The following is a 22592-nucleotide window of genomic DNA, read 5'->3' as shown; positions in this document are numbered from 1 at the left end:
CCTGCGTGGGCGTAGGGCGTCCCCCGAGGGCAACCGGGGAGGGACTGCAGGAACGCGATGTTGCGTCGCAGAAAATATGAATCAGCGGACGTTACATGCAATTGATCGCTGTTCGATGGGTTTCAGCGACATTTCGCAGCCTGTTATCCTCCCTGACCTGCTCGTGAATCATGGATTCCCTGCATGCTCCCCAGCCTGCCCCTGCTGCTGGCCCTGCCGTTCCTGATGGCAGCGGCTGTTGCGGCCTTCCCGCGTAGTTCGCGCTCGACTGCTGCCTGGCTGGCGGCGCTGGCGCCGTTGGGCGGACTGGCCATCCTCGGCTGGCTGACCCCGTCCGTACTCGACGGCCAGGTGGTGCGGACGATGGTCCCTTGGCTGCCGCAGATCGGCCTGGACTTCACCCTGCGCCTGGACGGGCTGGCGTGGATGTTCGCCGGGCTGGTGCTGGGCATCGGCGCGCTGGTGGTGCTGTACGCGCGCTACTACCTGAGCCAGCAGGACAACGCGCACCGCTTCTACTGCTACCTGCTGCTGTTCATGGGCGCCATGCTGGGCATGGTGCTGTCGGGCAACCTGCTGTTGCTGATGATCTTCTGGGAAATGACCAGCATCAGCTCGTTCCTGCTGATCGGTTTCTGGTCACATCGCCAGGACGCGCGCGAGGGCGCGCGGATGGCGCTGGTGATCACCGGCGGCGGCGGCCTTGCGCTGCTCGGTGGCGTACTGCTGATCGGGCGCATCGTCGGCAGCTTCGACCTGGACGTGGTGCTGGCCGCCGGCGAGCAGATCCGCGCCAGCGCGCTGTACCCGTACGCGCTGTTCCTGGTGCTGGCGGGCATCTTCACCAAGAGCGCGCAGTTCCCGTTCCATTTCTGGCTGCCGCACGCGATGGCCGCGCCCACTCCGGTCTCTGCCTACCTGCACTCGGCCACCATGGTGAAGGCCGGTGTGTTCCTGCTGGCGCGCCTGCATCCAGCGCTGGCCGGCAGCGACCTGTTCTTCTACACGGTCAGCGGCATCGGTGCGATCACGCTGTTGATCGGCGCCTGGAACGCGATCTTCCAGCACGATCTGAAAGGCCTGCTGGCTTATTCGACCATTTCCCATCTGGGCCTGATCACCCTGCTGTTCGGCCTGTCCACGCCGATGGCGGTGGTGGCCGGTGTGTTCCACATCCTCAACCACGCCACCTTCAAGGCCTCGCTGTTCATGGCCGCCGGCATCATCGACCATGAGACCGGCACCCGCGACATGCGCAAGCTGGGCGGCCTGCGCAGGCTGATGCCGTTCACCAGCGCGCTGGCGATCATCGCCTCGCTGGCGATGGCCGGCATCCCGCTGCTCAACGGCTTCCTGTCCAAGGAAATGCTGTTTGCCGAGGCGATCACGGCCGGAGGCCCGGGAATCATGCGCACGGCGGTGTCGATCGCCGCATTGCTGGCTGGCGTATTCGGGGTGGCCTACAGCCTGCGCTTCGTGCACGACACCTTCTTTGGCCCCGGCCCGCACGACCTGGATCGCGTGCCGCATGAGCCGCCGCGCTGGATGAAGGTACCGGTGGAACTGCTGGTGGTGATCTGCGTGGCAGTTGGCATCGCCCCGGCACTGACCGTGGCACCGGTGCTGCATGCCGCTGCGGCGTCGATCCTCGGCAGCGCCATGCCCGAGTACAGCCTGGCGGTATGGCACGGCTTCAACCTGCCGCTGGCAATGAGCGCGATCGGCGTGATCGGCGGCGTGGCGCTGTACTTCGGCCTGCGCAAGCTGATCAACCTGCATGCCGTGACCAACGTCAGCACTGGCCGCAATGTGTTCCATGCACAGCTGGATGCCGTGTCCGCACTGGCCATGCGCCTGACCAACGGCATCGCCAACGGCAGCCTGCAGCGCATGCTGCTGGGCCTGGTGCTGGTGGCGATCGCAGTTGCCGCCGCGCCATTCGTGGCAGATCCGGCGTCGCCAAACTGGACCGCGCCACAGCCGATGCCGCTGCTGGGCTGGGCGCTGTGGCTGGTGATGATGGCCTGCGCGGCGGCCACCCTGCGCATCTACAAGCAGCGCCTGCTGGCGGTGCTGCTGGTCGGCGGCGTCGGCCTGATGGTGGCGCTGACCTTCGTGTTCCTGTCCGCACCCGACCTGGCCCTGACCCAGCTGCTCGTGGAGATGGTCACCCTGGTGCTGATGCTGCTGGGCATGAACTACCTGCCCGCGCAGTCCGGGCCGGAACGTCCGCGCTGGCGCAAGCGCCGCGATGCGGTGATCGCGATCATCGCCGGCGCCGGCCTGGGTGCGCTGGCCTATTCGGCGATGACCCTGCCGCCGAACACCATGGCCGGCGAACTGCTCGCCCGTGCGTTGCCCGAGGCCTACGGCCAGAACGTGGTCAACGTGATCCTGGTCGACTTCCGCGGCTTCGATACCTTCGGCGAGATCACCGTGTTCGGCATTGCCGCGCTGGTGGTGCACGCACTGTTGCGGCGCACGCGGATGGCACCGGAACAGATCATGCCCGGCCCGCCGATCAAGCTGCCGGTGCCGGCCGACCTGGCGCAGATCATGTTCCCGCTGACGCTGACCGTGTCGATCTTCCTGTTCCTGCGCGGCCACAACGCACCGGGCGGCGGCTTCATCGCCGGCCTGGTGCTGGCGGTGCCGCTGCTGATCCAGTACGTGATCCAGGGCACCGCGTCGGTGGAATCGCGCTTCGGCTTCGACTACATCCGCTGCATCGGCATGGGGCTGCTGATCGCCCTGCTCAGCGGCAGCGCCTCGATGCTGTTCGGCGTACCGTTCCTCACCAGCGGCCACCTCGACCTGCACCTGCCATTGATCGGCGACGTGCCGCTGGCCAGCGCGATCGGTTTTGACATCGGCGTCTATCTGGTGGTGTTCGGCGGCGCCATGCTGATGCTGTCGATGATGGGCACGATCAAGCCGTCGCGTACCCGCGCTGCCCGCAAGGGTGAGATCGACCTGCAACGCCGTTCGGCCCGCACCGGGGAGATGCACTGATGGAACTGGCCCTGGCTACCGCGATCGGCGTGCTGACCGCCATCGGCATCTACCTGCTGCTGCGTGCGCGCAGCTTCGACGTGATCCTCGGCATGACCTTCCTGTCCTACGCTACCAACCTGCTGATCTTCGCCGGTGGCCGCGTGGTGCTGGGCAAGGCGCCGGTGCTGCAGGAGGGCGTGGACAGCCACCTGGGCAACTACACCGACCCGCTGCCGCAGGCACTGGTGCTGACCGCGATCGTGATCGCCTTCGCGATGACCGCAGTGAGCATCGTGCTGGCCATGCGCAGCCGCAGCGACAACCACAGCGACCATGTGGACGCCCACGAGCCCGACGACGACCTGCAGGATGAGAACGCATCGGCGCGCCAGGGCGAGGACCGCGCATGAACCATCTGGTGATCCTGCCAATCCTGATTCCGCTGCTCGGCGCCGCGCTGTCGCTGTTCGTCGAACACCGCCGCTACGGCCCCAGGGTGCAGCGCGCGGTCGCGTGGACCTCGCTGTCGGCGCTGGCGCTGGCGGTGGGCCTGCTGTTCGCGTCGACCGCGGGCGGTGACATCAACGTCTACCTGCTGGGCGACTGGCCGTCGCGGCTGGGCATCGCGTTGGTAGCCGACCGGCTGTCGGCATGGATGCTGCTGACCACCCTGCTGCTGGCCATTCCCTGCCTGCTGCACGCCTGCTCGGGTTGGGACCGCCGCGCACCGCACTTCCATGCACTGTTCCAGTTCCAGCTGGTCGGCCTCAACGGTGCGTTCCTGACCGGCGACATCTTCAACCTGTTCGTGTTCTTCGAGGTGATGCTGATCGCCTCCTATGGCCTGCTGCTCAGCGGTGGCCGCGGCCTGCGCATGCGCATCGGCCTGCACTACGTGGTGTTCAACGTCACCGCCTCGACCCTGTTCCTGATCGCGCTGGGCCTGCTGTACGCCACGCTGGGTTCGCTGAACATGGCCGAGCTGTCGCAGCGCATTGCTGCGGTGCCGCCGACGCAGCTGGCCCTGGTGAAGGCCACGATGGGCCTGTTGCTGCTGGTGTTCTGCGCCAAGGCCGCGCTGATGCCGCTGTACCTGTGGCTGCCGGAAGCCTATTCACGCGCGCCGGCCGCAGTGGCGGCCCTGTTCGCGATCATGACCAAGGTCGGCCTGTATTCGGTGCTGCGCATCCAGATGCTGTGGTTCGGCGACGATGCCGGCGCGATGGCCGGCTATGGCCGCGACTGGCTGCTGTGGGCCGGCGTGGCAACGCTGGTGCTGGGCGGGCTCGGCGCCCTGGCCGCGACCCGCCTGCGCGTACTGATTTCCTACCTGGTCATCGTGTCGGCAGCCACGCTGTTCATCGCCTTCTCGGTGGGCACGCCGCAGGTGCTGTCGGCCGGCCTGTACTACCTGCCGCACAGCAGCTTCGTCGCCGCTGCGCTGTTCCTGGTTGCCGACCTGATCCGCCGCCGCCGTGGTGGCGCCAGCGACCGCAAGGAGGTGGTGGCGCCGATGCCAGGCAAGGAAACGCCGGCGGTGCTGTTCCTGATTGGCGCGGTGTCGGTGGCCGGCCTGCCGCCTCTGTCCGGCTTCCTGGCCAAGGCCGCGCTGCTGGCCGGCATGCCGGCGCAGTACACCGGCCCGGTCTGGACCGCCGTGCTGGTCAGCAGCCTGCTGGTGATCATGGGCCTGACCCGCGGCGGCATCCGCCTGTTCTGGCGCGTTCCGCCGGTCGATCCGGAGGCACCGAAGCCGCGCAAGGCTCCCCTGCGCCGGGTAGAACTCTACGCCGCCTGTCTGCTGCTGGCCTACGGCATCGGCATGACCCTGGCCGCGGCACCGTTGATGCGCTACACCGACGCCACCGCCGCACAGCTGCTGCAACCCAGCGAGTACGTGCAGCAACTGCGTGCGACCACGCCGGAGATCCGCCAGCCATGACCGCCCAGCGCTCCCTGTTCCGTCGCCTGATTCCCTCGCCGATGCTCAGCATCATGGTGGTGGCGTTCTGGCTGCTGATGTCCGACAGCTTCACCCTCGGCCAGATCGTGCTGGGGCTGCTGCTGGGCGTGGTGGTGCCGCTGTTCGCCGCGCGCCTGGACCGCGAGTTCGCCCGCATCGGCACCCTGCGGCCACTGCCCAGGCTGGTGTGCGTGACCCTGTGGGACATCCTGATGTCCAACATCCGTGTCGCCCTGCAGGTGCTGGGCCCGGAAAAGAACATCCACCCGGGTTTCATCTGGCTGCCGCTGGACATCGCCAACATCCACGGCATCGCCGCGCTGACCAGCATGATCACCCTGACCCCGGGCACGGTCTCGGCCGCGCTCAGCGACGACCGCAAGTTCCTGCTGGTGCATGTGCTGCACCTGGAGGACCCGCAGGACCTGATCGATACGATCAAGCGCCGTTACGAGGCGCCGTTGATGGAGATCTTCCCATGACCGGTTTTGAAGTCATCCAGACCACACTGGTGGTGTGCATGCACGTGGTCGGCCTGGCCATGCTGCTGGCCACCTGGCGCCTGCTGCGCGGGCCGACCGTGCCCGACCGCATCCTTGCGCTGGATACCCTGTCGGTGACCGCGATCGCCGAGCTGATGCTGTTCGGCATGTACCTCAATTCGCCGATCTACTTCGAGGCGGCGCTGATCATCGCCATGCTCGGCTTCGGCAGCACCGTGGTGCTGAGCAAGTTCGTGCTGCGCCGGGACATCGTCGAATGATCACCGCGATCCAGATCGGCCTGTCGATCCTGCTGCTGTTCGGCTGCTTCTTCATCCTGGTCGGCGCACTGGGCCTGGTGAAGCTGTCGACCTTCTTCAAGCGCCTGCACGCGCCGACCAAGGCCAGCACGCTGGGCGTGGGCTGCGTGCTGGTGTGCTCGGTCTGCTACCACATCTTCCTCGGCCAGGACCCGCAGCCGCGCGAGCTGCTGATCACCGTGTTCCTGTTCATCACCGCACCGATCAGCGCGCACATGATGGCCAAGGCCGCGCTGTCGCTGCTGATGGAGACCCGCCCCACCCTGCCAGGCAACGAACGTGCCGCCGAGGAGCAGCTGCCGCCGCCGGAGCCGGTGCGGGAAGAAGAAACCACGCAGAACCGGTAGTGCCGGGCTGGCCGACTACCGCAAGGGCTCCGTCGAAGGCCATGGGGTTGCCGGCCAGCGGCCGGCACTACCTCATGCCGCGCCGACCAGCAGCAGCTCCAGCACGAACCAGCCGACAAACGCGACCAGCAGGATCACACCTTCGCCGCGGCTGATCTTCAGGTCGCCACGCAGCATCGGGTACAGCACCAGCGCGAACGCCAGCAGCGCCGGCAGTTCCAGGCGCACGAACGAGGCCGGCAGCGCCAGCGGCTGCAGCACGGCCATCGCACCGATCACCAGCAGCAGGTTGACCACGCTGGAACCCAGCACGTGGCCCAGCACCATGTCGCCATGCCCGCGACGCGCGGCGGCGATGGCGGTGGCCACCTCCGGCAGTGCGGTACCGATCGCCACCGGCAGCAGGCCGACCAGCAGCGGCGTCCAACCCAGGGCGACGCCAAAGTCGGCGGCGGCGCCCACCACCAGGCGCGCGCCCCAGTACAGCGCCAACGCGGCAATCAGCACGCGCAGCACGTTCAACGGCAGGCTGGTGCGGCTCAGTGCGGACTCGGCGATGGCCACCTGCACCTCGGCGCTCTCGCTACGACCACGGCGCAGCAGCAGCACCTGCACCACGATGAAGCCGGCCAGCAGTATGCCGCCCTCCCAGCGTGCCAGGCCGCCATCAAGCCCGAACAGGATCAGCAGCACACCCGCCGCCAGCAGCGACCACCACAGCACCGTCTGCAGGCGAGCGCGCAGCAGCAGGGGCGCAGCCATGGCCGCCACCGCCAGGGTCAAGCCCAGGTTGACGATGCTGCTGCCCACCGCGTTGCCCAGTGCCAGCTCCGGTTGGCCCACCGCCAGCGCGCGCGCGTTGACTGCCAGTTCCGGCAACGAGGTGGTCACCCCGAGCAGCAACAGCCCGGCAGTGAATGGGCTGGCGCCGAAACGCTGGGCCAGGCCGGACACGGCCTTGATGATGGAGTCCCCGCCCAGCGCCAGCAGCAGCAGGCCGAGCAGGAACCAGGCAATGGCAATGGCGATCATCGAGCACTCCCCCAGCGGTCGTGGCGCGATTCTACGCCTGGCCCGTACGCGCGGCTGGGCCGTGGATCAAGGATCAGCCACAGCCTTCCGCATAATCGACCTGCGGGGTCTGTCCGACGCGCCAGGCACCCACCCGGCCATCGGCACCGAGTGCGAAGTCGATCACCGCCCCGCCCTCCTGCGCCGGGCGCACGCGCAGGTGCTGGGCCTTCTCGTCATACTTGTCGGGGCCGACGTCCGCGCGCTCGGGATACAGCACCTGCAGCTCACCCAGGGTCATGCCGACCTTGCCACCGCCCGGTGCGGTGATGGCGGCGCTGCGCACGTCGTAGCGCACCAGCTTGCGGCCCTCGATCATCAGGCGCGGATCTTCGGCATCCTGCGGGCGCAGGAAGTAGCAGCCGTCGTTGCTGTCGTCAGCCGGCAGCGGCTTGCCGGCCGCATCGGTGCCCAGACCCTGCAGCGGCGTGCCGAAGCCGGCACGGACCTCGGCGATGCCGGTACCCAGCTTCGCCCCAGCGAAGCCATCCAGGCGCGCGGGACTGTCCTCACGACGGTCATTGGCTGGACGGGCGGCCAGGTCGGGATCCGTCGACTGCGCGGGTCCGGTCGCCGAGGCGGTTTCCGCCGGGGTGTCGCTGCCGCTGCCGGCCGCCCCCTGCTTGTCGGGGCCAGCACTGCAGGCGGTGAGCGAAAGGAGCAACAGACCAGCAAGCGGAAGGTGCTTCATCGGTGCGGTTCCCTGGCACAAGGATGGCTGCACGCTAGCCCATCCGGTGTGCAGGCGCTGCATTGTCATCGCGGTTTCATCGCCTTCGTTCAGGCTCGGCGAGCACCGACCTGGCCGTCCCTTCCATGCAACCGCGCAAGACCGATCTCGCCCGAACCGCGCTGCAGGCCCACCGCGCGCCGCTGGACATGCGCCAGCGCCGGCTGCTGATCCTGTGCGACGGCCAGCGTACCGTCGCCGACCTGACCGGTCTGCTCGGCCAGGAAGCACCGGCGATGGTCATCCAGCTGGTACAGGCGGGGTACCTGAGCACCGGCACGGGCGCCACGACCCCAGCACCGTCGACCGCAGCCGCGGTGGCGCCGGTGCCCACGCCGCCGGCAGCGACACCTGCTGCACCCGCGGTCGAACGCCGGCGCTCACTGGTGGCAGCGCGCATCTACGTGCTGGGCATCCTGGAAATGCAGCGGCATCCACAGGCGGCGGTGCTGTTCCGCGACCTGCAGCAGGCGCGTGCGGAGGACGAGGTGCTGCAGCGACTGCAGTCGGCAATGCAGCTGCTGCCCACGCTCACTTCGGATGGCTATTGCCAGCGCGTGCGGCAGCGCCTGCTGGAGGCGTTGCCATTGGAGCATTGCGACGCGTTCGCCGAGATCGCCTGAAGAAAAAGGGGACGGAGGGGATTAAGTCGTTTCAGGCACACGTGTGCTGATTGCGGCTTAATCCCCTCCGTCCCCTTTTTAGGGTCAGCGGAAGTTGTTGCGCAGGCCGTTCCAGCACTGCTGGTAATCGCCCTGGCGGTGGCCGGCGGCCAGCGCCTGTGCGGTCGGGCGGATCACTGCGCGGGTCTCGAACATGAAGGCCATCGTGTCCTTGATCACATCGGCCTTGGACAGATCGGCATTGGACGCCTTGTCGAAGGTCGGCGCGTCCGGGCCGTGACCACTCATGCAGTTGTGCAGCGAGGCGCCACCCGGGACGAAGCCTTCGGCCTTGGCATCGTAGGCGCCATGCACCAGGCCCATGAACTCACTGGCGATGTTGCGGTGGAACCACGGCGGACGGAACGTGTTCTGCGCCACCAGCCAGCGCGGCGGGAAGATCGCAAAGTCCATGTTGCTGGTGCCCGGGGTGTCGCTGGGCGAATGCAGCACCAGGAAGATCGACGGATCCGGGTGGTCGTAGCTGATCGAACCGATGGTGTTGAAGCGGCGCAGATCGTAGCGGTACGGCGCGTAGTTGCCGTGCCAGGCCACCACGTCCAGCGGCGAATGGTCGATCGGCGCACGCCACAGGCGGCCCTCGAACTTGGCGATCAGTTCGAAATCGCCATCCACATCCTCGAACGCCGCATGCGGGGTCTCGAAGTCGCGCGGATTGGCCAGGCCGTTGGATCCGATCGGGCCGAGGTCGGGCAGCTTCAGCAGCGCACCGTAGTTCTCGCAGATATAGCCGCGGCTGGGGCCATCGGGCAGTTCAACGCGGAAGCGCACGCCGCGCGGGATCACCGAGATCTGCTGCGGCTCGATCTCGATCACGCCCAGCTCGGTCAGCAGGCGCAGCGCGCCCAGCTGCGGCACGATCAGCAGCTCGCCGTCGGCGTCGTAGAAGTAGCGGCCGACCATGTCGCGGTTGGCAGCGTATAGATGGATGCCCACGCCGGCATGCGCATCGGGCGAGCCGTTGCCACCCATCGTGTACAGGCCTTCGACAAAATCGGTCGGCAGCTCCGGCAGCGGCAGCGGGCTCCAGCGCAGCTGGTTTGGCGAGGCCGGCTGAGCGCCGAAATCACACTGCAGCTGCGACTGCGCGAACGGGGTGAACTCGCCATGGGTCACCGCCGGGCGGATCCGGTACAGCCAGCTGCGGCGGTTGCTGCCACGCGGCGCGGTGAAGGCGGTGCCGGTCAACTGTTCGGCGTACAGGCCGTGGGCCACCTTCTGCGGTGAGTTCTGCCCGACCGGCAGCGCGCCGGCAACGGCCTCGGTGGCGAATTCGTTGCCGAAGCCGGACTGGTAGCCGCGGGCGGTGATGGCGGGGGACATGGGAACTCCAGAGATTGCCGGCCAGCGGCCGGCACGACCATTCGGACAGGCAATGCCGGCGGGACGCCGACATCGCCTGCAGACCTTACAGCACGCCGCGGCGGATCTGGTCGCGCTCGATGCTCTCGAACAGTGCGGTGAAGTTGCCTTCGCCGAAGCCTTCGTTGCCCTTGCGCTGGATGATCTCGAAGAAGATCGGGCCGATGCAGTTCTGGGTAAAGATCTGCAGCAGCTTGCGCTGGTGGGTTTCCGGATCGGCATCGATCAGGATCTTGTTCTTCGCCAGGCGCGGCACGTCTTCACCGTGGTTCGGCACGCGCTGGTCGATCACGTCGAAGTAGGTCTCCGGCGTATCGAGGAAGTCCACGCCCTGCGCGCGCATCGCTTCGACGGTCTCGTAGATGTTCTCGGTGAAGCAGGCGATGTGCTGGATGCCCTCGCCCTTGTACGCGTCCAGGTACTCGTTGATCTGGCTCTTCGGGTCGGACGATTCGTTCAGCGGGATGCGCACGATGCCGTCCGGCGCGGTCATCGCCTTGGACACCAGGCCGGTCTTCAGGCCCTTGATGTCGAAGTAGCGGATCTCGCGGAAGTTGAACAGGCGCTCGTAGTAGTCCGACCACTGCTGCATGTTGCCGAAATACAGGTTGTGGGTCAGGTGGTCGATGAAGGTCAGGCCGAAGCCCACCGGGTGCAGGTCGGCACCGGCGATCGGCTCGTAGTCGCCGTCGTAGATGCTGCCGGCGCTGCCGTAGCGATCGACCAGGTACAGCATGCAGTCGCCGATGCCCTTGATGACCGGCGCGCTGACCGCCTTGCTGTCCGGCTTGAAGGCGATGGCTTCGGCGCCGTTGCCCAGCGCGGTCTGGTAGACCTCCTGGCCCGGCTTCTTGAAGCGGATGGCGAAGCCGCAGGCGCACGGACCGTGCTTCTCGGCGAAGTCGGCGGCGAACGAATCGGGGTCCTCATTGACCAGGAAGTTGACGTCGCCCTGGCGATAGACGGTAATCGGACGCTGCTTGTGCTTGAGCACCGCGCTGAAGCCCATCTTCCGGAAGTACTCGTGCAGCTCCTGGCCACGGCCGGCCGGGGCGGCGAATTCGACGAACTCGAAGCCGTCGATGCCCATCGGGTTCTCGAAGGTGGTGACCTGCATGCCGGGGTTGGGATGCGAGGCGGTCGGGACTGCGGTATTCATGGCGTGGCTCCGAATCGGTACCGCATCGGTACAAACCAGGTGCGGGCAGGTAGGGACCCGGCGAGAATGCAGGGTCTGGACCTACCCCTTATAGTTACACTTGAAACCACCAGCAAGGTGCACCGCAACATGAGCCCCGCCGATCCCGTTTCGACCCGCCTGCGTTCCTCGCACGTCCTGCTCGACCTGGAACAGTTCCTGCCGTACCGGCTGAGCGTGCTGTCCAACCGGGTCAGCGGCAACATCGCCAAGCTATACGGCGATCGTTACGGTCTGGCGATTCCCGAATGGCGGGTGATCACCATCCTGGCGCTGTACCCGGGCTCCTCGGCCAGCGAGGTCTCCGACCGCACGGCGATGGACAAGGTGGCGGTCAGCCGCGCCGTGGCCCGCCTGCTGGAGCGCGGCTTCATCAAGCGCGAGACCCACGGCGACGACCGCCGCCGCTCGGTGCTGGCGCTGTCGGCAGCCGGCTTCGAGGTGTACGAGACCATCGCGCCGATGGTGATCGAGATCACCCGCAAGCTGATGTCGGTGCTGAGCGAAGAGGAAGAGCAGGTGCTGGAGAAGCTGATCCTGCGCCTGGCCGGCGAAGGCCTGGAACGGATGGGCGAAGGGGTCTGAAAGAAAAAGGGGACGGAGGGGATTAAGTCGTTTTGGGCCCCAAGTCGCGGGTGCCGACCCCGGCCGGTAGCGGAACAGTGGCTGGGCGATTGTCGTCCGCTCCCTTTGATCTGACGGGACCCGCTCTTTGGCGGACTGCGGACCGACCGCAAACGATGCCATCGGACGCATTCACCTTCCGCAGATCCCGCCCTGAAGTGTCTCAGAGAGCTGATCTGCGCGGCGCGCAACAGGATGCACAGGACCATCAACGCCGAGCTCACTCTGTTGTACTGGCGAATCGGGCGTCGCATCCATGTGGACCAGATGGCTGGGCGACGTGCGCGCTACGGAGAGGTTCTCTTCACCCGGATCGCCAAGGCGCTGTCTGCCGAGTTCGGCACATCCTTCGGTGAGAAGAGCCTGCGCCGGATGGTGCAGTTCTCCATCGCATTTGCAGACGAGCAGATTGTCGTATCGCTGATACGACAATTGAGCTGGACCCATTTCATCGCGCTGATCCCACTGGCGGACCCACTCAAGCGCGACTTCTATGCACAGATGGCCGCCACCGAGGGCTGGAGTGTACGTACGCTGCGCCAGCGCGTCGATTCGATGCTGTATGAGCGCACGGCACTCTCCAGTCAGCCAGAGCAGACCATCGCCGAAGAGTTGGCGGCACTGCGCGGCAACCAGCAGCTGTCTCCAGGGCTGGTACTGCGTGATCCCTACGTGCTGGACTTTCTTGGCCTCAAGGACAGCTGGGACGAGCAGGACCTTGAAACCGCGATCCTTCGCGAGATGCAGGGCTTCCTGCTTGAACTTGGCACGGGCTTCAGTTTCGTCGCCCGCCAGAAGCGCATCCAGATCGACGGCGATGACTTCCACCTGGACCTGCTGTTCTACAACCGGCGCCTGCGCAGACTAATTGCCATCGAGTTGAAGATCGGCGAGTTCAAGCCGGCCTACAAGGGACAGATGGAACTCTATCTGCGCTGGCTGGACCGGTACGAACGTGAGGACGGCGAGCAGGCGCCGTTGGGCATCATCCTCTGCACAGGGAAGAAGGCGGGCCAGATTGAATTGCTGGAGCTGGACCGCTCAGGCATCCATGTTGCGGAGTACCTGACCACGCTGCCCTCCCGGGAGGTCCTCAAGCAAAGATTGCAGACTGCCATGGAGCGGGCGCGGCAGCAGCTGCAGACCGCGGCGCCCGGCCTCCCGTAGATCTACGCCACGCGCGGATGGCGTCCATGCTTCAGCTCAGATGCTTGCGCCGTGCATGGATCCACGGCACCGCGAGCGCCGCGATGGCACCACCGGCGAAGCCGAGGGAAGCCGCAACCGTGGCGGCTTCGACCGCCCCTGGCAGCGCCAGCGCTGCCGCCACCAGCAGCAGCGACGGCAGGCCGACGAAGGTGCCCAGGAAGAAATGCCAACGCGGTGACCAGGTATTGAGCTGCAGCAGGCTGACCGGTTGCCAGGCTTCCGAGGCAGCGTCCTCGGCGATCTTCGCCACCGCCTTGGCCAGGTCCACTTCCGGCAGCGCGCGCCCCTGCCGTGCGGTCGCCAGCAGCTCGGCCACGGCCTCCACCGGCGGGAAACTGGACGGCCACGCGACCGGCGCCGGCACGCCATACGCGGTCAGCACCGGCACGCTCAGCCAAGGCGCCACCAGCGGGCGCATGCGACGGCGGCCATGCACGCACCAGATCTGTTGCTGCCCATGCGCGGTGACGCTGTACAGCGCCAGTTCGTTGGCCGGCGGGTAGCCGAGCATGGTCACCCGCGCGGCCAGGCTGTCCTGCCCCATCGCGCGCAGGAAGCCGGGGCGGCTGCGCCCTTCCTGCATCCACGCCAGTCCCAGCGCACCCACCAGATAGGCCTCGGCCACGTCCTTGCTGCCAGCGGTGGCGCGTTCGTCACTGGCCAGGTACCAGGCCAGCGATTTCGGTTCGGCGACATCCTCCAGGCCCCAGCGGCTGTCGTCTCCCAGCACATGGCGCACCGGCAGGCGCGCGGGCGCGGTTTCGCCACGTTCGCCGGGTTGCAGGAACGGCAGCACGCCCTGGATGAAGGTGGACAGCTCGATCGCACGCACGCCGTGCCCCTGCCACTCCGGTGGCAGCAGCCCGGCCAGCTGACCGTCGGCGGCCAGCGCATCAAGCCGGGACTTCTGCTCGACCAGCTTCTGCACCGCCCCCTTCAGCACCACGTTGTCGGGCAGCGCGATCTGCGGCAGGCGATGGCGCGGCGGCGCCAGGTCGACGGTGGCCTCGCCGGTTCCGGTGTCATCCAGCAGCGCCTCCTGCGGCGGCAGGGTTACGCCCTCGCCTGCTCCACCCTCGGCCAACTCACTGGCGGGTTCGGGCAGTCGTTCGGCGTGGTCGCTGTGCATGGGCGTTCCGGAAGGTTGCGTCGACGGGATGTCGACTGAGGTCCTTGCCGGTAACGGCGAGCGCGTTGCGATATTGAGATGCCGATTCCGGGAATGTGACCGCAACCACAGTAGATCCACGTGATGCGTGGAGGCACTTCTGTGCCGACCAACGGTCGGCACCCACCGGGGATGGCGGTCAGCGGTCGGCGTCCACCGGGGTTGGCGGTCAGCGGTCGGCACCCACCCACCACCACCCCTGCCGGCCAGCGGCCGGCACTACCCCTATTCCGGTTTGTCAGGCGCCCATTGTTTCAGGAACGCGCCCACCCGTGCCGGCTGGAAGGCTTCGCCCCTGCGCAGTTCGCCGGTGGCCTGCGACACCAGCAGTCCGCCATCGGCATCGAGCACCAGCAGGTGCGGGTAGTCGCGCTCCATCACCGGGAACTGAGCGAAGAAGGCGGTGTTGGGCTGCTCGTCGCTGGCGTTGACCTTCACCCACACGTAGTGGGCATCGCGGAAGCGACGCAGGTCGCCGTTGCCTTCCACGACATCGTCCAGCGCGCGGCAGCGCTCACAGGCGGCGTTGCCGACCTCCAGCAGGATGCGCTTCTTGCCCCGCTGGGCTTCCACCTTGGCGGTGGCCAGATCATCGGCGGGGTTGCGGGCCGGGTCGAACTGCGCACCGAGCCCGGCGATGGCGGCAATGTCTGCCGCCACCGGGGTGTTGCCCGAGGCCACCGGTTCGCTGGGGTCAGCGACCGGTGGCTCGGTGGGTCGGGTATCCAGAGGCTGCGTGGGCTCGGCGGTGGCAGGCGGTTGCGGTTGGGAACAGGCGCCGATCAGCGCCGCACAGACCACCACTACCGCAGTACCGAGCTTGCTACGCATGCCTTCTACCCTCCCATCATTACTTGACGCCGTGCATCAGCTTGTTGATCAGCGGGGCGATCAGGAACAACACCACGCCGGAGCCGATCAGGGCCCAGAACCCGAAGGTATACCCCTTCAGGGCCGACTCGACCGTCATGCCGCCTTCACCACTGACCACGCCAGCGAAGATGCCCGACAGGTTGTTGCCGATGCCGGTGGACAGGAACCAGCCGCCCATGCCGAAGCCGACCAGGCGCACCGGGGCCAGCTTGGTCACCATCGACAGGCCGATCGGCGACAGGCACAGCTCACCCACCGACTGGATGACGTAGACCATGAACAGGGTCCAGAACGGGATCTTGCCGTCCACGACCATCTGCGACAGGGCGAACATCAGCAGCGCAAAGGCGGCGCCGTTGAACAGCAGGCCCAGGCCGAACTTGCGCGGGATGGACGGATTGGCGCGGCCCATGGCCACCCAGATCCAGGCGATCACCGGGGCCAGGGTGATGATCGCCACCGAGTTGACCGACTGGAACCACGCGGTCGGGAAGGTCCAGTCACCGAACTGGCGGTTGACGATGTTCTCGGCCAGGAAGGTGAACGAGCTGCCGGCCTGTTCGAAGAACATCCAGAACATCACGTTGAAGGCGAAGATGATCAGCATGGCGATCACGCGGTCGCGCTGCACCTTGCCTTCGCGGATGCCCTCGACCAGCAGCAGGACGGCCAGCGCGGTGAACATCGCACCCAGGATCCAGGCCAGCGCGGTGGCGCCGGTGGCCAGCAGGAAGTACGCGACCGGGATGGCGACCACGGCACCGGCCAGCACCATGATGATGCGGCCGAAACCTTCAGCGCCGGCCGGCGGTGCACCGATGCCCTTCAGGCCGGCACGACCGATGTAGAACCACACCAGCGAGATCAGCATGCCCACGCCCGAGGCGATGAACACGACCTTGTAGGACGGCATCGCATCGGTACCGAACACCTTGCGGGCCAGGTACTCGGTCAGCACCGGGGCGATCATCGCGCCGATGTTGATGCCCATGTAGAAGATGGTGAAGCCCGAATCGCGGCGCTCGTCCTTCAGCCCGTACAGCTTGCCGACCATGGTCGAGATGTTGGGCTTGAACAGGCCGTTGCCGACGATGATCGTGGCCAGGCCGAGCTTGAAGATGTGCTCCTGTGGCAGCGAGATCATGAACAGGCCGGCGGCCATGATGATCGCGCCGGTCAGGATCGAGCGCTGGTAGCCCAGTACCCGGTCGGCCACGTAGCCACCGAAGATCGCCGCGGCGTACACCAGGGCCAGGTAGGCGCCGTAGATGCGGCTGGCGTCGCCTTCACCGGCAGCGCTGCCGTTGTAGAACTGGGCGACGATGTACAGCACCAAGGCCCAGCGGATGCCGTAGAACGCAAAGCGTTCCCAGAACTCGGTCATGAACAGCATCCACAACGGGCGCGGGTGGCCCAGCGTGGTCTTGAAGTCCGGCAGCGCCGGCTCTGGGGTGTTCGCAGTGGCGTTTACGCTCATGCGGGTTTCCTGGTTCGGTGGATGACGAGCACGTCCGCTGTGCAGTTGGAGCAACGGGCGAGGATCACCGACTTCTGGCGTTCACGTCAAATACACGCCGTTTGAGGCAGGTGCCAGCCTGCTCGCTGAACTTGCATCTGAAACGATCCAGCCGTCGGCCGCGATCCAAGCTGAATACGGATCAGGCCTGTTCTGCCGGGGGCGCGGCCTGCAGGTTGGTGCGCACCTGGAACAGCTCGGGGAAGAAGGTCAGCTCCAGTGCCTTGGCCAGGAAGCCCACGCCGGATGAGCCACCGGTGCCGCGCTTGAAGCCGATCACCCGCATCACCGTGCGCATGTGGCGGAAGCGCCACAGCTGGAAGGCGGTCTCCAGGTCCACCAGGTCTTCGCACAGCGCGTACTCGCGCCAGTAGCGGTCGGTGTCCTGGTAGATGCGTTCGAAGACCGGCTGCAGGGCGTCGTCGGCCACGTGCGGCTGGGTCCAGTCGTGGGCCTCGTAGACCGCCGGCACGGCATGGCCGAAGCGGGCCAGGTATTTCAGGAATTCCTCGTACAGGCTCGGCGCCTCCAGCACGGTGCGCAGCTGCGCCTGCCCGGCCGGGTCGTGCTCGAACACCTGCAGCATCTGCGCGTTCTTGTTGCCCAGCAGGAACTCGATGTAGCGGTACTGCAGCGACTGGAAGCCCGACGACGGGCCCAGCACGTCGCGGAAGCCCATGTATTCGGACGGGGTCAGTGTTTCCAGCACCGACCACTGCTCGGTCAGCTGGCGCAGCACCTGCTTGCTGCGCGCCAGCACCTTGCGGCACTGCCAGACTTCATCGCGCTGCAGGAAGCCGATTGCGGCACGCAGCTCATGGCCCAGCAGCTTCAGCCACAGCTCCGAGGTCTGGTGCTGGATGATGAAGAGCATCTCGTCATGGTGCGGCGGGCTGGACAGCGGCTGCTGCGCGCTGAGCAACTGGTCCAGCCGCAGGTAGCCGCCGTAGGTGAGGCGTCCCTGCAGGTCGGTGTGGATGCCGGCTTCGAGATCGCGTTGGTTGTTGTCGACGGACATGGGCGGGACCAGATCGGGGGCGGCAAGGGTAGCGCGTTGCCGCCGCGCTGGCAGCCGCCGGGTCCATACCGGGGCGTGCGGTTGGCCGTGGAGCATCGGCCGATCCCGGGCCTGCGCGTGGAACCGTCCAGGCCGTTGTACTGGCGGTCAGCCTGAGGCGTATTCTGATGCTTTGCAGCAACGACTGAATACGTTGTTGTTATTGGCCCCCCACCCGCCGGCAGGGGTAAAACGGGGAATCCCCGTGTTGCGGCGCAGGAAGGCTATTCCGTACGCGTTCCTTAACATGGCGATTCATATCATTTGTAACTTCTCTGTCGAAGGTGCAGTACGCAATGACGGTTGCCGCTGAATTCAAGATCGAATACCTGCAGTACCTGGATACGGACGGCAAACTCGTCCGCGATGACCTGCCCGCGTCGCTGCGCGACCCCAAGGTCCTGGTACCGCTGTTCAAGCAGATGCTGTTCGTACGTACGTTCGACAGCAAATCCATCGCACTGCAACGCACCGGCAAGCTCGGCACCTATGCCGCCTGCCTGGGCCACGAAGCCGCGCACGTGGGTATCGGCGCGGCGATGCAGAAGGACGACGTGTTCGCGCCTTCGTACCGCGAGTATGGCGCGATGTTCATGCGTGGCGTGCGCCCGCACGACGTGCTGATGTACTGGGGCGGCGACGAACGCGGTAACGATTACGGCGGCAACGCGGCCAAGGACTTCCCGTTCTGCGTGCCGATTTCCACCCAGTGCCTGCATGCCGCAGGCGCGGCGCTGAAGTTCAAGCTCAACAAGGAAGCGCAGATCGCGGTGGCCGTGTGCGGCGACGGCGGCAGCTCCAAGACCGACTTCTACGCAGCACTGAATTCGGCCGGCGCCTACAAGCTCCCGCTGATCCTGTGCATCGTCAACAACGGTTGGGCCATCTCGGTTCCGCGTTCGGCCCAGACCGGTGCCGAAACGCTGGCGCAGAAAGGCCTGGCCGGTGGCCTGCACTGCCTGCAGGTGGACGGCAATGACCTGATCGCGGTGCTGGCGGCAATGGAGCAGGCGCGCGAACGTGCGCTGGCCGGCGACGGCGGCACCGTGCTGGAACTGATGACCTATCGCCTGTCCGACCACACCACTGCCGATGACGCGCGCCGCTACCGTGACGACGCCGAAGTGAAGGATGCCTGGCAGCGCGAGCCGATGCTGCGCCTGCGCAAGTACCTGATCAACGCCGGTGTGTGGAGCGAGGACGAAGAGACTGCCTGGGTCGCCGAGTGCGGCACGCGCGTGGACGAGGAAGTGAACCTGTACCTCAACACGCCGGTGCAGCCGGTCGAGGCGATGTTCGACTTCCTGTATGCCGATCCGCCGCCGGACCTGCTGGCCCAGCGTGCCCAGGCGATCGCCCTGGAGAAGCGCCATGGATGAGATCAAGAACGGCGCGCCCGGCGCGCACACCAACGCCGCCGACAGCGCTGCGGTCGCGCGCGGAGAAGAGAGCATGACCACCACCCCGATCACCCTCATCGAAGCCATCACCCAGGCGCTGGCCTGGGAGCTGGAACACGACCCGTCGGTGCTGGTGCTGGGCGAAGACGTGGGCGTCAACGGCGGCGTGTTCCGCGCCACTGCCGGTCTGCAGCAGCGCTTCGGCTCGGACCGCATCCTCGACACCCCGCTGGATGAAACCACCATCGCCGGCCTGACGATTGGTCTTGCCGCGCAGGGCATGAAGCCGGTGGCCGAAGCCCAGTTCGATGGCTTCATGTACCCGATGGTCGACCATATCGTCTGCCACGCCGCACGCCTGCGTTACCGCACGCGTGGCCGCCTGCACTGCCCGATGGTGCTGCGCGTGCCGTGGGGCGGTGGCATCCGCGCGCCGGAACACCACAGCGAAGCCAACGAGGCGATCTTCACCAACGTGCCGGGTCTGCGCGTGGTGCTGCCGTCGTCGCCGCAGCGTGCCTATGGCCTGCTGCTGGCCGCGATCCGCGAACCGGATCCGGTGATCTACATGGAGCCCAAGCGCATCTACCGCCAGTACAAGGAAGTGGTCGTCAACGACGGCGAAGCCTTGCCGCTGGACGTCTGCTTCGTGCTGCGCGACGGCACCGACGTGACCCTGGTGACCTGGGGCGCGCAGGTGAAGGAAGCGCTGGAAGCGGCCGACAAGCTGGCCGGCGAAGGCATCAGTGCCGAAGTCATCGACGTGGCCACGCTGCGTCCGCTGGACTTCGCCACCATCGCCGAATCGGTGGCCAAGACCGGCCGCTGCGTGATCGTGCAGGAGGCCCCGAAAACCGCGGGCTTCGGCGCCGAGATCGCCGCGCGCCTGGCCGAGGAATCGATCTACGACCTGCTGGCCCCGGTCGAGCGCGTCACTGGCTACGACACCCACATTCCGCTGTTCCGCCTGGAAATGAAGTACCTGCCGAGCGTTGAGCGGATCGTGGCTGCGGCCAAGCGCGCGGTGGCGGCCGGCTGACATGCGGGCCCGCCTTCTGGGGGCTTACCGCAGCCAGTATCCCAACCCGCTCCGGTTCCACACCGGCCAGATCGTCGAAGTAGGTGTACGTGACGAGGAATGGCCGGCGTTTGCCTGGGTACGCACCAACGATGGGCGCGCTGGCTGGGCGCCCATCGCCTGGTTGCAGCTGCTGGACGAGGGTCGCGCCGAAGCGCTGTGCGACTACGACGCCCGCGAGCTGGATGTGGAAAGCGGCGAGATGGTGAAGCTTCATCACGAACACGGCGGGTGGTGGTGGTCCGAGCGCGCCAATGGCGCGACGGGTTGGCTGCCGGCCCGCGAACTGGAACTGCTGGAAGAGAACTGCAAATGAGCCAGACCAAGAACTTCAACCTGCCCGACCTGGGCGAAGGCCTGCCGGACGCGACCATCGTCGAGTGGTTCGTCAAGGAAGGCGATGTGATCAAGCTGGACGAGCCGCTGGTCTCGATGGAGACCGCCAAGGCCGTGGTGGAAGTGCCCTCGCCGTTCTCCGGCAAGGTGCTGAAGCTGTCCGGCGGTGCCGGCGACATCATCCCGACCGGCTCGGTGCTGGCCAGCTTCGAACTGGACCCGAACCTGCCGCAGCGTGCCGATGGCCAGGACACCGGCCACAGCCATGGTCATGCCGCACCGGCCGCGCCGGCTGCCGCACCGACCCCGCCGCCGCTTCCCGCTGCTGCCGCACCGGTGGCCGCAGAAGAAGCCAAGCCCGCCGCTGCCGAGCGTGATGACGCCGGTACCGTGGTCGGCGCCATGCAGAGCTCCAATGCCGTGCATGCCGAACAGGCGCTGGCCGTCGGTGGCGTCAAGGCCGTGCCGGCCGTACGTGCGATGGCGCGCAAGCTGGGCGTGGACCTGAGCCGCGTGGCCGCTACCGGCACCGATGGCGCGGTCACCATGGCCGACGTCAAGCAGGCTGCCGCCAACGGCACCGCCAAGCTCGGCGCTGCTCCGGCACCGGTTGCCGCTGCTGCCTATGCCGCGCCGGCCCCGGCGCAGGTGTCTGCCCCGGTGCAGAGCGAAGCCCGCACCCCGCTGTCCGCCGCCGGCAAGCCGATGCGCACCCAGCCGCCGGGCGTGGTCGCCAAGGGCCAGCCGGAACCGCTGAAGGGCGTGCGCCGCAACATGGCCCGCGTGATGGCCGATGCGCACAGCAAGGTGGTGCCGACCACGCTGAACGACGACGCCGACATCCACGCCTGGCTGCCGGGCAACGACGTCACCGCGCGCCTGGTGCGTTCGATCGTGGTCGCCGCGCAGAAGGTGCCGGCGATGAACGCCTGGTTCGACGGTGAAGCGCTGACCCGCACCCTGCACGCACAGGTGGACATCGGCATCGCCGTGGACACCGACGACGGCCTGTTCGTGCCGGCCCTGCGCAATGCCGACATGCTGGATGCACGTGGCATCCGCGAAGGCGTCAACCGCCTGCGCGAGCAGGTGGAATCGCGTTCGATCGCCGCCTCGGAACTGAGCGGCTACACCATCTCGCTGTCCAACTTCGGCATGTTCGCCGGCCGCTACGCGACCCCGGTCGTGGTGCCGCCGTGCGTGGCCATCGTCGGTGCCGGCCGTGCCCGCCACCAGATGACCCCGGTGATGGGCGGCGTGGAAGCGCACAAGGTGATCCCGCTGTCGGTCACCTTCGACCACCGCGCGGCCACCGGCGGCGAAGCGGCGCGCTTCCTGCGCGCAATGATGGACGACCTGGCGCTGGCCAGCTGATCGGCCACCTGATCGGTGGGTGCCAACCGTTGGTTGGCACATGACTTGGAGAAAACGCCGGGCATTGCCCGGCGTTTTTTTGTGCCTGCTCCGTCGCGCTCCATCCACGCATGGCGTGGATCTACACAATGCGGGCGATCAATCGCGCGCGACCAGGCCCTCGGCGCGGCTGTACACACGCAGGCGGTGGCCATCAGGATCTGCCCCGACAAAAGTATGGCCGAACTCCAGCGTCACCGGCGCCTGCAGGATCTCCACACCAAGAGCGCGCCACGCATCGTGCATCTGCTGCACGGCGTCGGGGTTGGCCACCACCATTGCCAGTTCGGCGGCGCCTGCTTGCGCGGACACCGGAGGCTGCACGTCGTCGCGTTGCCACAGGCCGAGTGCGGCGCCATCGCCGAGCAGGAACAGGGCAAAGCCGGGCGACTGCTCGACCGGCGGCTTGCCGAGGATGCCGCCGTAGAAGGTGGCGCTGGCGGCGACGTCGCGCACGTACTGCAGCAGGGTGCTGGGCGTGAACATGGGGAAGCTCCGTTGTTGGGAGCAATCATGGTGGAACGAGCCTGCTGACAGATTCTGTCAGTAGAGTCGACTGTTGGTAGAGTCGACTGTTAGTCGACTGCTCTTCCCTCAACCTGCCTAAAACTCCGCGCTGCGCGCGACAGTCGACTAACTGTGTAAACCCACCACGTTGTTCAGCAGGACTCTGGAAATAGGTGGCTGGCCACCGATCCCCATGTGAGGGCGGTGCCAGTTGTAGTGGTGCAGCCATTGGGTCAGCACGGAATTGCGCTGGTCCGAGGA

Annotated in this window: 23 protein-coding genes; 13 read left to right on the top strand and 10 right to left on the bottom strand. The window is 66.8% G+C overall.

Annotated features, from left to right (window positions below; genetic code table 11):
- Positions 1–183: 183 nt before the first annotated feature.
- Genes AC5P9L_RS03325 through AC5P9L_RS03300 form a run of 6 tightly spaced genes read left to right on the top strand, consistent with a single transcriptional unit; the run spans position 184 to position 6106 of the window.
- Positions 184–3012 carry a monovalent cation/H+ antiporter subunit A gene (locus tag AC5P9L_RS03325; protein WP_049460381.1) on the top strand — a complete coding sequence of 943 codons (2829 nt, stop codon included), beginning with the start codon at positions 184–186 and terminating at the stop codon, positions 3010–3012.
- The gene (locus AC5P9L_RS03320; RefSeq protein WP_024957677.1) at positions 3012–3404 is read left to right on the top strand and encodes a Na+/H+ antiporter subunit C; all 393 of its coding nucleotides are present in this window, start codon (positions 3012–3014) and stop codon (positions 3402–3404) included. The genes AC5P9L_RS03325 and AC5P9L_RS03320 overlap by 1 nt, the downstream gene beginning before the upstream one ends.
- Entirely contained in the window at positions 3401–4936 is a 1536-nt protein-coding gene (locus tag AC5P9L_RS03315; protein WP_262101680.1) for a monovalent cation/H+ antiporter subunit D, read from the top strand. The genes AC5P9L_RS03320 and AC5P9L_RS03315 overlap by 4 nt, the downstream gene beginning before the upstream one ends.
- A complete protein-coding gene (locus AC5P9L_RS03310; RefSeq protein ID WP_005411333.1) occupies positions 4933–5439 on the top strand; it encodes a Na+/H+ antiporter subunit E in 507 nt (168 codons plus the stop codon). The genes AC5P9L_RS03315 and AC5P9L_RS03310 overlap by 4 nt, the downstream gene beginning before the upstream one ends.
- Complete coding sequence (locus AC5P9L_RS03305; RefSeq protein WP_005411334.1) at positions 5436–5720, top strand: K+/H+ antiporter subunit F; 285 nt, start codon at positions 5436–5438, stop codon at positions 5718–5720. Before AC5P9L_RS03310 ends, AC5P9L_RS03305 begins: the two co-directional genes overlap by 4 nt.
- Positions 5717–6106, top strand: coding sequence for a Na+/H+ antiporter subunit G (locus AC5P9L_RS03300; RefSeq protein ID WP_012481450.1), 390 nt, complete (start codon positions 5717–5719; stop codon positions 6104–6106). The genes AC5P9L_RS03305 and AC5P9L_RS03300 overlap by 4 nt, the downstream gene beginning before the upstream one ends.
- A gap of 72 nt (positions 6107–6178) precedes the next feature.
- Here the strand turns inward: AC5P9L_RS03300 and AC5P9L_RS03295 are convergent, their stop codons facing one another.
- A complete protein-coding gene (locus tag AC5P9L_RS03295) occupies positions 6179–7138 on the bottom strand; it encodes a sodium:calcium antiporter (protein ID WP_279915754.1) in 960 nt (319 codons plus the stop codon).
- A gap of 73 nt (positions 7139–7211) precedes the next feature.
- Positions 7212–7868, bottom strand: coding sequence for a hypothetical protein (locus AC5P9L_RS03290; RefSeq protein ID WP_262101677.1), 657 nt, complete (start codon positions 7866–7868; stop codon positions 7212–7214).
- Positions 7869–7993: 125 nt separating this feature from the next.
- On the opposite strand from AC5P9L_RS03290, the gene AC5P9L_RS03285 reads away from it, so the two are divergent.
- Positions 7994–8530, top strand: coding sequence for a hypothetical protein (locus AC5P9L_RS03285; protein WP_088429011.1), 537 nt, complete (start codon positions 7994–7996; stop codon positions 8528–8530).
- Positions 8531–8614: 84 nt separating this feature from the next.
- Here the strand turns inward: AC5P9L_RS03285 and hmgA are convergent, their stop codons facing one another.
- Positions 8615–9913: a homogentisate 1,2-dioxygenase gene (gene hmgA / locus AC5P9L_RS03280; protein ID WP_495230539.1), complete on the bottom strand. Its 1299-nt coding sequence runs from the start codon at positions 9911–9913 to the stop codon at positions 8615–8617.
- A gap of 85 nt (positions 9914–9998) precedes the next feature.
- Complete coding sequence (gene hppD / locus AC5P9L_RS03275) at positions 9999–11111, bottom strand: 4-hydroxyphenylpyruvate dioxygenase (RefSeq protein ID WP_005411340.1); 1113 nt, start codon at positions 11109–11111, stop codon at positions 9999–10001.
- A 66-nt stretch (positions 11112–11177) separates the two neighbouring features.
- On the opposite strand from hppD, the gene AC5P9L_RS03270 reads away from it, so the two are divergent.
- Positions 11178–11735 carry a MarR family winged helix-turn-helix transcriptional regulator gene (locus AC5P9L_RS03270; protein WP_005411341.1) on the top strand — a complete coding sequence of 186 codons (558 nt, stop codon included), beginning with the start codon at positions 11178–11180 and terminating at the stop codon, positions 11733–11735.
- A 135-nt stretch (positions 11736–11870) separates the two neighbouring features.
- Positions 11871–12941, top strand: coding sequence for a PDDEXK nuclease domain-containing protein (locus tag AC5P9L_RS03265; protein ID WP_162838282.1), 1071 nt, complete (start codon positions 11871–11873; stop codon positions 12939–12941).
- Between the two features lie 31 nt (positions 12942–12972).
- On the opposite strand, the gene AC5P9L_RS03260 is transcribed toward AC5P9L_RS03265, so the two are convergent.
- The 4 genes from AC5P9L_RS03260 to AC5P9L_RS03245 all read right to left on the bottom strand — a co-directional run bounded on the left by AC5P9L_RS03260 (position 12973) and on the right by AC5P9L_RS03245 (position 17558).
- On the bottom strand, positions 12973–14112 hold the full coding sequence (locus tag AC5P9L_RS03260) for a hypothetical protein (RefSeq protein WP_049395603.1): 1140 nt from the start codon (positions 14110–14112) through the stop codon (positions 12973–12975).
- 264 nt (positions 14113–14376) lie between these two features.
- A complete protein-coding gene (locus AC5P9L_RS03255) occupies positions 14377–14982 on the bottom strand; it encodes a thioredoxin family protein (RefSeq protein WP_279915755.1) in 606 nt (201 codons plus the stop codon).
- 19 nt (positions 14983–15001) lie between these two features.
- Positions 15002–16501: a peptide MFS transporter gene (locus tag AC5P9L_RS03250; protein WP_005411345.1), complete on the bottom strand. Its 1500-nt coding sequence runs from the start codon at positions 16499–16501 to the stop codon at positions 15002–15004.
- Positions 16502–16682: 181 nt separating this feature from the next.
- Entirely contained in the window at positions 16683–17558 is an 876-nt protein-coding gene (locus AC5P9L_RS03245) for a tryptophan 2,3-dioxygenase (protein WP_043034276.1), read from the bottom strand.
- 335 nt (positions 17559–17893) lie between these two features.
- On the opposite strand from AC5P9L_RS03245, the gene pdhA reads away from it, so the two are divergent.
- Genes pdhA through AC5P9L_RS03225 form a run of 4 tightly spaced genes read left to right on the top strand, consistent with a single transcriptional unit; the run spans position 17894 to position 21785 of the window.
- Positions 17894–18976: a pyruvate dehydrogenase (acetyl-transferring) E1 component subunit alpha gene (gene pdhA / locus AC5P9L_RS03240; RefSeq protein ID WP_188246401.1), complete on the top strand. Its 1083-nt coding sequence runs from the start codon at positions 17894–17896 to the stop codon at positions 18974–18976.
- On the top strand, positions 18969–20036 hold the full coding sequence (locus AC5P9L_RS03235; RefSeq protein ID WP_005414714.1) for an alpha-ketoacid dehydrogenase subunit beta: 1068 nt from the start codon (positions 18969–18971) through the stop codon (positions 20034–20036). The genes pdhA and AC5P9L_RS03235 overlap by 8 nt, the downstream gene beginning before the upstream one ends.
- Position 20037: 1 nt before the next feature.
- On the top strand, positions 20038–20391 hold the full coding sequence (locus tag AC5P9L_RS03230) for an SH3 domain-containing protein (RefSeq protein ID WP_005411349.1): 354 nt from the start codon (positions 20038–20040) through the stop codon (positions 20389–20391).
- On the top strand, positions 20388–21785 hold the full coding sequence (locus AC5P9L_RS03225) for a dihydrolipoamide acetyltransferase family protein (protein WP_012481459.1): 1398 nt from the start codon (positions 20388–20390) through the stop codon (positions 21783–21785). The genes AC5P9L_RS03230 and AC5P9L_RS03225 overlap by 4 nt, the downstream gene beginning before the upstream one ends.
- A 138-nt stretch (positions 21786–21923) precedes the next feature.
- On the opposite strand, the gene AC5P9L_RS03220 is transcribed toward AC5P9L_RS03225, so the two are convergent.
- Entirely contained in the window at positions 21924–22310 is a 387-nt protein-coding gene (locus AC5P9L_RS03220) for a VOC family protein (RefSeq protein ID WP_012481460.1), read from the bottom strand.
- 147 nt (positions 22311–22457) lie between these two features.
- Positions 22458–22592 (bottom strand): integrase core domain-containing protein (locus AC5P9L_RS03215; RefSeq protein WP_224481892.1); only part of this gene is annotated, 135 nt, incomplete at its 5' end.

The sequence above is a fragment of the Stenotrophomonas sp. YJH_SMC_64 genome (assembly GCF_059371375.1).
Note: the sequence above shows the minus strand (reverse complement) of the source record. Positions and strands in the feature narration are given on the sequence as shown.